10 protein-coding genes are annotated in these 9,932 nt (G+C 63.7%); 4 read left to right on the forward strand and 6 right to left on the reverse strand.

Annotated features, from left to right (window positions below; genetic code table 11):
• Positions 1–232: 232 nt before the first annotated feature.
• From Q4I23_RS26265 to Q4I23_RS26290, 6 genes are all read right to left on the reverse strand, one after another.
• A complete protein-coding gene (locus tag Q4I23_RS26265; protein WP_376998368.1) occupies positions 233–1,222 on the reverse strand; it encodes a TRAP transporter substrate-binding protein in 990 nt (329 codons plus the stop codon).
• A 118-nt stretch (positions 1,223–1,340) separates the two neighbouring features.
• Complete coding sequence (locus tag Q4I23_RS26270) at positions 1,341–1,676, reverse strand: cupin domain-containing protein (protein ID WP_498528161.1); 336 nt, start codon at positions 1,674–1,676, stop codon at positions 1,341–1,343.
• A gap of 48 nt (positions 1,677–1,724) precedes the next feature.
• Positions 1,725–2,483, reverse strand: coding sequence for a 2-dehydro-3-deoxy-D-gluconate 5-dehydrogenase KduD (gene kduD / locus Q4I23_RS26275; protein WP_498528162.1), 759 nt, complete (start codon positions 2,481–2,483; stop codon positions 1,725–1,727).
• Positions 2,480–3,316: a GntR family transcriptional regulator gene (locus Q4I23_RS26280; RefSeq protein WP_498528163.1), complete on the reverse strand. Its 837-nt coding sequence runs from the start codon at positions 3,314–3,316 to the stop codon at positions 2,480–2,482. Before Q4I23_RS26280 ends, kduD begins: the two co-directional genes overlap by 4 nt.
• Before the next feature lie 446 nt (positions 3,317–3,762).
• Positions 3,763–4,278: a HEPN domain-containing protein gene (locus Q4I23_RS26285; RefSeq protein WP_498528164.1), complete on the reverse strand. Its 516-nt coding sequence runs from the start codon at positions 4,276–4,278 to the stop codon at positions 3,763–3,765.
• The gene (locus Q4I23_RS26290) at positions 4,265–5,347 is read right to left on the reverse strand and encodes a GmrSD restriction endonuclease domain-containing protein (RefSeq protein ID WP_498528165.1); all 1,083 of its coding nucleotides are present in this window, start codon (positions 5,345–5,347) and stop codon (positions 4,265–4,267) included. The genes Q4I23_RS26285 and Q4I23_RS26290 overlap by 14 nt, the downstream gene beginning before the upstream one ends.
• Positions 5,348–5,677: 330 nt before the next feature.
• Here Q4I23_RS26290 and Q4I23_RS26295 point away from each other — a divergent pair, with 330 nt between their 5' ends.
• The 4 genes from Q4I23_RS26295 to Q4I23_RS26310 all read left to right on the forward strand — a co-directional run bounded on the left by Q4I23_RS26295 (position 5,678) and on the right by Q4I23_RS26310 (position 9,777).
• The gene (locus tag Q4I23_RS26295; protein WP_498528166.1) at positions 5,678–6,373 is read left to right on the forward strand and encodes a GntR family transcriptional regulator; all 696 of its coding nucleotides are present in this window, start codon (positions 5,678–5,680) and stop codon (positions 6,371–6,373) included.
• A gap of 21 nt (positions 6,374–6,394) precedes the next feature.
• The gene (locus tag Q4I23_RS26300) at positions 6,395–7,879 is read left to right on the forward strand and encodes a mannitol dehydrogenase family protein (RefSeq protein WP_498528167.1); all 1,485 of its coding nucleotides are present in this window, start codon (positions 6,395–6,397) and stop codon (positions 7,877–7,879) included.
• Between the two features lie 71 nt (positions 7,880–7,950).
• Entirely contained in the window at positions 7,951–9,147 is a 1,197-nt protein-coding gene (uxuA, locus tag Q4I23_RS26305; RefSeq protein ID WP_498528168.1) for a mannonate dehydratase, read from the forward strand.
• A gap of 435 nt (positions 9,148–9,582) precedes the next feature.
• Entirely contained in the window at positions 9,583–9,777 is a 195-nt protein-coding gene (locus Q4I23_RS26310) for a hypothetical protein (protein WP_114859926.1), read from the forward strand.
• Positions 9,778–9,932 lie beyond the last annotated feature (155 nt).

Consider the following 9,932-nt stretch of genomic DNA (forward strand, 5'->3'; position numbering starts at 1 on the left):
GTAGCGGCCGAAGACCTGATAGAACACCACACAGACGATGGCCATCAGGCCGACCATCGCCACGCACATCCCCGACCGCGCCAGACGCGCGTTCACCCGCGTGAGCAGGCCCGCGCTGCGCGGAGGGCTATGGTCCATTGCTTGCAGCTCGATTTCCATGCCGCCTGCTCCCCTCAAAGGACGCGGCGCCGCCCTTCGGTCTGCCGAAGGGAAGCGCCGCGTTCGACTGTGCTTACTTCGTGTCCTGGATGCGCTTCACGAGGCCGTCCAGCTTCGGCGTGCTCGCGAACTGCTTGTAGACGGGAGCCATCGCGTCGATGAACTCCTGCTTGTTCGTGACCTCGACGATCTGGGCGCCGGCCTTCACGACCACGTCCTTGGACTTCATCTCACGCTCGTCCCACAGCTTGCGCATGTAGGGGACGGAGTCCTTGGCGGCCTTGCGGATGGCGGCCTGGTCGTCCTTGGACAGGCGGTCCCACGAGACCTTGGAGAAGACCAGCACTTCCGGCGCCATCGCGTGCTCGGTCAGGGTGAAGTACTTGGCCGCCTCGAAGTGGCGCGAGGACTCGTAGGACGGGTAGTTGTTCTCCGCCGCGTCGACGATGCCGGTCTTCAGCGCGGTGTAGACCTCGCCGAAGGGCATCGGCGTGGCGTTGGCGCCCAGCGCCTGGATCATGGCGACGAACAGGTCCGACTGCTGGACGCGGATCTTGGCGCCCTTCATGTCGGCCAGCGTCTTGTAGGGCTTGGCGGCCGAATACATGCTGCGCGAGCCGCTGTCGTAGAAGGCCAGGCCGATCATGCCCTGGCTCTCCATGGCGGCGAGGATCTCATCGCCGATCGGGCCGTCCAGAACGGCGCGCATGTGCTCGGTGGAGCGGAAGATGAAGGGCAGGGCGGTGACCATCGTCTCCGGGACGACGTTGTTCAGCGGCGCCACGTTGATGCGCATCATGTCGAGCCCGCCGATCTTCAGCTGCTCGATGGTGTCCTTCTCGGTGCCGAGCGCGCCGTTCGGGTAGACCTTCACGCCGAGCTTGCCGCCGGTCCGCTCCTTCAGGAGCTTGTCGACGTACTTCACCGCCTCGACGGTCGGGTAGTCGGCCGGGTGGATGTCCGCGGAGCGGAAGTCGCGGGCCACGACCGGGGTGGCGAGCAGGGTGCAGGCCGCGCAGGCGGCGAGAAGGGCGGCGCGGATACCGCGGGTCGAAAGATGCATAGCGTGTCCTCCTGGCGATTCTTAGACAGCGGTTTTTAGGCTGGTTCTTTGGTTTGGACGGTTGGGTCCGGGAGCCGCCCGGCGCGTGTTCCCGCGCGCCGGGCAACGGGTGATTCCATCAGGCGAGGAAGTCCTCGCGCGGGGGCGTGAAGATGTCGAGCAGGACGCCCGGCTCCAGCGCCACGACGCCGTGCAGGGCGTTGGACGGCACCATGTAGCCGTCGCCGATGCCCAGCCGCCGGGTGACGCCTTCGATGGTGACGTCGAAGGCGCCCTTCTCGACCACTGCGCACTGGACGTGCGGGTGGCGGTGCTGCGGCCCGATGGCGCCGGTCTCGAACTCCACGCGCACCATCATCATGGCGTCGTTGTGGCCCAGGATCTTGCGGCGCACCCCGGCACCGAGATCCTGCCAGTCCACCGCCTCGTCGATCACGAAAACGTCCGTGCTCATTCTCATCTTCCCCTTACTTTCGCAGGCGGCCCCTGATCGCTGATCTGCTCAGCGGGCGAGCCAGCCGCCGTCCACCGGCAGGATCGTGCCGTGGACGTAATCGGACGCATCGGAGGCCAGGAACACCGCGGGTCCGCCCATGTCGGCGGGCTCGCTCCAGCGTCCGGCGGGGATGCGGGCCAGAATTTCGGCGTTGCGGCGCTCGTCGGCGCGCAACGCGGTGGTGACGCTGGTCGCGACGTAGCCCGGCGCGATGGCGTTCACGTTGATGCCCTTGCCCGCCCATTCGTTGGCGAGCAGCCGGGTGATCCCGGCGATGCCGCTCTTCGACGCCGCGTAGGAGGGCACGCGGACGCCGCCTTGGAAGGACAGCATGGAGGCGATGTTGATGATCTTGCCCTTCCGCCCGTTGCCCAGCGCGTAGCGTCCGAAGGCTTGGCAGAGGAAGAAGACCGACTTCAGGTTCACGTCCAGCACGGCGTCCCAGTCGGCCTCGGTGAAGTCCAGCGGGTCGTCGCGGCGGATCAGCCCGGCGTTGTTGACCAGGATGTCCAGCCCGCCGAGCGTGCCGACCGTCTCCTCCATCAGGGCGGGGATCGGGGCGATGCTCGACAGGTCGGCGGGGATCGCGGCGAAGCGGCGGCCCAGCCCCTCGACCAGGGCGCGCGTCTCGTCCGGTGGGGTGCGCCCGGCCACGGCGATGTCGGCGCCGGCCCGCGCCAGGGCGACCGCGATGGCCTGCCCGATGCCGCCGTTGGCCCCGGTGACCAGGGCGGTCTTGCCGGTGAGGTCGAAGGGGTTGGTCATGACGGGGTGCTTTCTGTCTTCGTCTTGGACGGGGTCTTCGACGAGTCGTCCGGCTGCACGCCGGAGAAGAAGAAGGGGTTGGCCCCCTGGGTGTTCGGGACGGATTCCAGCAGGGCGCCGAGATGGATCGTCATCAGCCGTTCCGCCTCGGCCGGGTCGCGCGCCGCGATGGCGTCGACGATGCCGCCGTGCTCGGCCAGCACATGCGGGATTCGGCCGGGCTCCGGCAGGGTCAGGCGGCGGTAGCGGTCCACCTGCATCTTCACCTGCTGGGCCATGTTCCACAGGCCGGGGAAGCCGGCGATCTCGGAAATCAGGCTGTGGAACGCCTCGTCGGCCTCGTGGAAACCGTCGAGATCGCCCGCCGCCATCGTCTCCTGCTGGAGCAGGATGTTGGCCCGCAGCGCTGCGACCTGACTGCGCGCGGCACGGACGGCGGCGTAGCGGACCGCGGTGCATTCCAGCGAGGTGCGGATCACCACCGCTTCGGGAAGGGCGTTGACCGGAATGCGGGCGACGAAGGTGCCGGACTGCGGGAAGATTTCGACCAGCCCGTCGTCGGCCAGCCGCAGCAGAGCCTCACGCACCGGGGTGCGGCTGACGCCGAAGGACTCCGCGACGTGCTTCTCCACAATGGGCTCCCCCGGCTTGCGCCGCATGGCCACGATGTCCCCGCGCAGCGACCGGTAGATCTCCGCGGTGGCCGTGGCGCGGGCGGACAGGCGCGGTTCCTTTGCGGTTCCCAAGACGGTTTTGGGTGCCTTGCCGGGCACGGTCTCCGCAGCGGTTCCGGGCGGTTGAGCGTCCAGGGCGCGCCTGGAAGTCGAAGCCATTGCAGTCCTCCCCATGCGCCGGCCCGTGCCCCATGCGGGGCCGGTCCGTGCTGTTCCTTGAGGGAGAGCATATTAATATATCAGCGTGGCGCGCAAGCCTGATTTTGAGGAAGGGGCGAACATTTTTCTGGGGGTTGTGGGAGGGGAGGTGTCAGGGAGTTCCGCGGATGCAGGGTAATGGGTAATTGTTGAGAGAAGTGAGAGATTTGGGGGTGGTGTGCGTAAATGAAGGAGAGGTCTGTCTATCCGCTGTGCACCGGGAGCAGGTATTGATGTAATGCATGCCCGTTTATTACCAATAAGCTTTTAGCAAAAAATACCAACAGCAGAATACTGGCTACTATCCACATCGGCAGAATGGACATGAGTGGCGCCCTCATCGAGAAAGGCTAGCCCAGAGTCCGCTAGGTGATGATGCAATTCGGGGCTGAACGGGAAAATCAACGTCACTTTCCGTTGAAAGCCTCATCGAATGAATACAAGACTCTCTTCGCCAATCTGTGGGTCGCAATTGCTTCTTCAATCGTTGTATTTCTGATGCCAGCGTGAGCAAAATCGTGCCGCCAGCTTAGAATTTGCTTATAGCAAGATTCGATGTTTTTCCCTATACGATCGTCAATCTTCTTTTTCCGACTGGAAAGTAGGCTTTTGAACTTGTCGCGCACTTGCTCGTCGAAGATGGCTGTATATCCATGAAGATCATTAACTGAAATTTTGCTGTTCATCTTCTTGTAGTTGTTAATCGCGAAGACCCCAAAAGCGACATGATGCTTGGTGGCGTAAGTGATCAATGTTTCCTTAACACATGTTTCATATGAGGCCGAAATCGAGACAACGAGTAGCCCCGCCAAGTCAGCACGAAACTGTGCAGTGCCGACTTGGCTGCTTGGAACAAACCGGGCCATCTCAATGACCAATTGTTCGATTCGGTTAAAGTGAATGTCAAGGTCAGCCCTGGGCATCAGTCAGGACTTTCCGAGCTACTTCTAATCGCGACCGTAACATTTGGGTATCCGTCGTGCCGCCGCTGATATGGCTTGAGAACGAAGTATCCTTGAGTAGATTAACGTATCGCTCTTTTAATTGGTCGGCAGTAATACCTTCGTTTTCGAGAAGTGTCACCATTACCGCTTCCAGCACCGCTGCGTTGATGACGCCCTTCGGCCTGAAAGGCTTGTTGAGTGCTCTATTAATAGTGTCAACAACGACTGGGAACCTTCCCTTAAAACGCGCCGCGCGTTCCGATGAGAAGTCTCGGTTTATATCCATCTGGGTGTTTAAGTATATAAGCATGGGCTTTTCGTAAGCTGTCCACACATCAAAAAGCGCAAAAAGGCGCAAAACTAATTCGACATCCTTCTGGTTTTTATCGGGTTTTCTAATACCAAGAATTTTATGCCATCCTGGCGTGAGGTTGAGTGCTTTGAGTTCATCTACGATCTCGCCGCGATAGACGGCGTTCCGGATCTCTTGAGGTTTAAGTTGCGTGCCACCGGTGTTGAGGCGTTCGAAAATGTGGAAGACACTGTCGTTCCGGAGGCTCGGCTTCAATTGCTTGATGTTGATGGCCCGGAGCGTCGAGTTGCGCAATTTTCGCTGATCACGCGGAGACAGTTCTGTGAACGTCTTATTATTGTACTCGGATCGTTCGGATAGACCCTTCAGTTTAAATATCTGGCGGCGATTTTGATTGTCAGGTTCGCCGAAGAATCCTTCAAGAAAATATTTTACAGACATTATGCGCTGCTGCCCATCAATAATCTCAAGTTGTCCCTCATTATTCACGTACAGGAAAACTTGGGGAACGGGCAGCCCCATAAGGAACGATTCGATTAGCCTAGATGCTTGCTCAATCTTCCAAACATACCGACGTTGGTAGAAGGGGACAATGATATCGCCACGCATAACTTGTGAGGCTAGTAGCTCTAAGGTGGGGTCTGACGGAGAGACGGAGATGTCAAATTCAACAAACGGAACTTCATCATTTTCATCTTCTGTATTGAAGTCATCTGCTTTGTTGCTTCCAGCCACGCATATTCCCCTTCATTAAATTAGTCATAGAATTCCTATCCGAAATTCGAGGAGTTATTTTCCTAAGTCATCTGCGCACCTAGCGTATCCCCGCATGCTTCCTGAGGCTAGCATGCTTGATCTCGTTAAAACTTTCCAGTGGCATTAGTGAGCTGCCGAATCCAATTCGGACGCAATGAGTATCGTTATGCCACCGTTCGTCCTGTTGCCGGTACCGCCCGTATCAGTCAACTTTTGGAACACCTCCACTAACGACATGAAGGCTGCTCCCCCCTTGCCAGCCTCCGTCCGCAATGGCATACTAGTATGCAAGTTGACGCGATGGACGCCATGACCGACTCGCCGACCTCATCCGCCCCCACCGACATCCGCGGCCCCCGCCTGCACGGGGTCTACGACGCCCTGCGCGCCGCCGTGCTGTCGGGGGAGATCCGCCCCGGCGAGGGGATTTCGGAAACCCGCGTGGCCGCCCGCTACGGCGTCAGCCGCACCCCGGTGCGCGAGGCCTTCCGCCGGCTGGCCGACGAGGGGTTCCTGCGCATCGTGCCGCAGGTCGGCACCTTCGTGGCGCCGATCCAGCTCTCCGCGGTGTCCGACAGCCAGTTCATCCGCGAAACCCTGGAATGCCGGACCGTGCGTCTGGCCGCCGAACGGGCGGAGGCGGCGGACGTCGCCTCGCTCACCCGGCTTCTCGACTCGCACCGCGCGGTGATGTCCCCCGACCGTCATTCCGAGTTCTTCGCCCTGGACGAGGCCACCCACGCCGAGCTGGCCCGCATCGCCGGGCGTCCGGCGGTGTGGGACCTGCTGGTCGCCGTCAAGGCGCAGCTCGACCGCGTGCGCTTCCTGTCGCTGCACAGCGAAGGCTGGGCGGCCAAGATCGTCGGCGAGCACCAGAGCATCGTGGACCGCGTTTCCGCCCGCGACCCCGACGGGGCGGAGGAGGCCATGCGCGCCCATCTGCGCACCGTCTTCGCGGCGGTGGACGAGATCGCCCGAACCAACAGCCACTTCTTCGAGACGTAAAGCCCTTATGCGGAGTGTTCCATGCGCCTGAGCCCCGACACGCTGCCCTCGCTGCGCCATGGCGCGCAGCGTCCCGGCTATGACCGTGCCGCGCTGACCACCGGAATCGTCCATCTGGGCATCGGCGCCTTCCACCGCGCCCATCAGGCCGTCTACACCGACGACGCCCTGGCCCGGTCCTTCGGTCCCTGGGGCATCGCCGGGGTCAGCCTGCGCAGCCCCGACACGCGCGACGCGCTGGAGCCGCAGGGCGGCCTCTACACCGTCGCGGTGCGCGACGCCGCCGGCGAGCGGCTGCGGGTGATAGGCTCGGTTACCGAGCTGCTGGTCGCTCCGGAGGACCCCGCCGCGGTGCTGGACCTCCTGACCCGCCCCTCCGTCCGCATCGTCACCCTGACCGTGACCGAGAAGGGCTATTGCCACGACCCGGCGACCGGCGCGCTGAACGAGGCCCATCCGGACATCGTCCACGACCTCGCCAACCCGGACAGCCCGCGCAGCGTGCCCGGCTTCCTGGTGGAGGCTCTGATCCGCCGCCGCGCCGCCGGGGTGGAGCCCTTCACGGTGCTGAGCTGCGACAACCTGCCGAGCAACGGCGACACCGCCGCGGGCCTGCTGCGTCGTTACGCCGAGCTGCGCGACCCCGCTCTGGGGACGTGGTTCGCCGGGAACGTCGCCTGTCCGAACAGCATGGTGGACCGCATCGTGCCGGCCACCACCGACGCCGACCGCGACCGCGTGTCGGACGGGCTGGGCCTGCGCGACTCCTGGCCGGTGGTGACCGAGCCGTTCAGCCAGTGGGTGATCGAGGACCGCTTCCCCACCGGGCGCCCGGCCTGGGAACTGGAGGGGGCGGAACTGGTCCCCGACGTCCATCCCTATGAGACGATGAAGCTGCGCCTGCTGAACGGCAGCCACTCCACGCTCGCCTATCTCGGCTACCTCGCCGGCTACGAGACGGTGTCGGACACCATGGCCGATCCGGCCTTCGTCCGGCTGATCCGCGGCCTGATGGACGAGGAGGCCGGTCCGACGCTGCACATGCCGCCGGGCGCCGACCTCGACCATTACAAGGACGCGCTGATCGAGCGCTTCCGCAACCCGGCCCTGCGCCACCGCACCTGGCAGATCGCCATGGACGGCACGCAGAAGCTGCCGCAGCGGCTGCTCGGCACGATCCGCGACCGGCTGGCCGCCGGGGCGCCGATCGACCGGCTGGCGCTGGGGGTGGCGGGCTGGATGCGCTACGTCTCCGGCACCGACGAGGCCGGCCGCCCCATCGACGTGCGCGACCCGATGGCCGCCAAGCTCGCCGAGCTGGCGGCGGAGGCCGGGCCGGTGGCCGACCGTCTGGCACCCGCTTTGTTCGGGCTGAACGCCGTCTTCGGCGACGACCTGCCGCGCGACCCGCGCTTCACCGCCGCCGTGACCGACGCGCTGCGCCGGCTATACGCCGAGGGGGCCCGCGCCGTCGTGCAATCGGTCGCGGCTGAGGCGGCGGGCTGAGGCGCCCCATCGCACAAATCCCATCGAGACATGCCGGATTCGGCACAGCACTCTTCTTCAAGGAGCAGACCATGGAACAGACTTGGCGTTGGTTCGGCCCGGACGATGTGATCCGGCTCAACCACATCCGTCAGACCGGCGCCACCGGCATCGTCACCGCCCTGCACCAGATCCCCTACGGCGTGGTCTGGTCGGTCGAGGAGATTGAGGAGCGCAAGGCAATGATCGCCGCCGACCCCTCGCTCGGCCTGCGCTGGAGCGTGGTGGAAAGCCTGCCGGTCCATGAGTCCATCAAGATCGGCGAGGGCGACCTGACCCCGCTGTTCGACAACTACCGCCAGTCGCTGCGCAACCTCGCGGCCTGCGGGGTGACGACGGTCTGCTACAACTTCATGCCGATCCTCGACTGGACCCGCACCGACCTCGCCGCGCCGGTGCCGGGCGGCGGCACCTCGCTGCGCTTCAACGCCCATGAGCACGCCGCCTTCGACGTCTTCATGCTGGAGCGTCCGGGCGCCGAGGACGACCATGCGCCCGAGGTGCTGGCCCGCGCCCGCGCCTGGTTCGACAAGGCGTCGGAAGCCGACAAGAAGAAGCTTCTCGCCAACATCATGGCCGGCCTGCCGGGCGCCTTCGACCGCTACGACATCCCGGGCCTGCGCAAGATGCTCGACCGCTACAAGGACATGAGCCACGGCGCGCTGCGCGAGACGCTGGCCAATTTCCTGCGCGAGGTGATCCCGACCGCGGAAGAGGTCGGCATCCGCATGTGCATCCATCCCGACGACCCGCCGCGTCCGCTGATGGGCCTGCCGCGCATCGTCAGCAACGAGGACGACCTGGACTTCATCGTCAACGTCATCGATTCCGAGGCCAACGGCATCACCTTCTGCACCGGCTCGCTCGGCGCCGGGGCGAAGAACGACGTGCCGGGGATGATCAAGCGCTTCGCCCCGAAGGTCACCTTCGCTCATCTGCGCAACGTGAAGAAGGACCCCGACGGCTCCTTCCAGGAAGCCGAGCATCTGGGCGGCGACGTCGACATGGTGTCGGTCGTTACCACGCTCCTGGAGGAGCAGAAGCGCCGCAAGGACGCCGGCAACCCGAACTGGCGCATTCCCTTCCGCCCTGACCACGGGCACGAGCTGCTGGACGATGTGGGCAAGAAGACCCACCCCGGCTACCCGGCGATCGGGCGCCTGCGCGGTCTGGCGGAGATCCGCGGCGTAATGACCGCCGTGGCCTCGATGCGCCAGCTCCCGGTCTGATCCATTCTTGAGACAAGGGGAGCGCCTCGGGTGGCGCTTCCCCCTTTCACAAGCGAGATGTGCCGCAGCGGGGTGTCCGGTGCGGCCTTCTGCGCTGGCTTGGCCGGTGTTGCCACCAGCCTGCGGCTTCGTGCCGCGCGTCCAGGCATGCCGTCATGCTGCCCCGGGAAGGGTAGGGCGGCCAAAAGGTCGTTTGCATTCGAATAAAATCCACGGCAAGGCGGCCTGGAAACGCCCCGTCTTCTTTTTCTCACACCCCTCAGATTTATCCTGAGGCATGGTTTATCCAACAATTTCCATTGCTTAGTGCCTTCGTCACTTTCTTTCGGCGGAAGAGCGAAAAGCTATGGCAAAAACATCACAATCAATTAAAATCAAGATTGTGGTGTCGACCCTTCGCGTGTCCGCACCCTGATGACAAGGGAAGTGATTGGGATGAGCAACCGTCAGAATCCGCGATACGCCGCCGCCATGCTTCTTCGCGTGGTCGCTGCGAACGGGCGCTGCGATGTTCGTCCGATCGATCAGGTGCCGAAGAGCGCCCAGGAGATCGAACTCGAACGCTTCCTGCACGATGGCTTCGCGCCCCAGCCGTCCTCTCGCCGGCGGGCCGTTTCCCTCCGCGCCTGATCTAAAGGGCCGCTTTCGGAAAAAAACGTGCCGGGGAGAAAAAAGCTCTTGCCGGTCTCATCCAACCCGCCTATAACGCGGCTCCCACGACGCCGGGGCCGCTGAGAAGCGCGACGGCGGCAAGGGATCGGCAGAGATGCCGAAGACGAGACGAA

The organism is Azospirillum sp. UFLA03-27 (assembly GCF_059803775.1).

What these genes read in the sequence shown, in the direction of transcription:
- Q4I23_RS26285 (WP_498528164.1), bottom strand. Translation starts at nt 4,278, where the DNA reads ATGCCCAGGGCTGACCTTGACATTCACTTTAACCGAATCGAACAATTG.
- Q4I23_RS26310 (WP_114859926.1), top strand. Translation starts at nt 9,583, where the DNA reads ATGAGCAACCGTCAGAATCCGCGATACGCCGCCGCCATGCTTCTTCGC.
- uxuA (WP_498528168.1), top strand. Translation starts at nt 7,951, where the DNA reads ATGGAACAGACTTGGCGTTGGTTCGGCCCGGACGATGTGATCCGGCTC.
- Q4I23_RS26295 (WP_498528166.1), top strand. Translation starts at nt 5,678, where the DNA reads ATGACCGACTCGCCGACCTCATCCGCCCCCACCGACATCCGCGGCCCC.
- Q4I23_RS26265 (WP_376998368.1), bottom strand. Translation starts at nt 1,222, where the DNA reads ATGCATCTTTCGACCCGCGGTATCCGCGCCGCCCTTCTCGCCGCCTGC.
- Q4I23_RS26280 (WP_498528163.1), bottom strand. Translation starts at nt 3,316, where the DNA reads ATGGCTTCGACTTCCAGGCGCGCCCTGGACGCTCAACCGCCCGGAACC.
- Q4I23_RS26300 (WP_498528167.1), top strand. Translation starts at nt 6,395, where the DNA reads ATGCGCCTGAGCCCCGACACGCTGCCCTCGCTGCGCCATGGCGCGCAG.
- kduD (WP_498528162.1), bottom strand. Translation starts at nt 2,483, where the DNA reads ATGACCAACCCCTTCGACCTCACCGGCAAGACCGCCCTGGTCACCGGG.
- Q4I23_RS26270 (WP_498528161.1), bottom strand. Translation starts at nt 1,676, where the DNA reads ATGAGCACGGACGTTTTCGTGATCGACGAGGCGGTGGACTGGCAGGAT.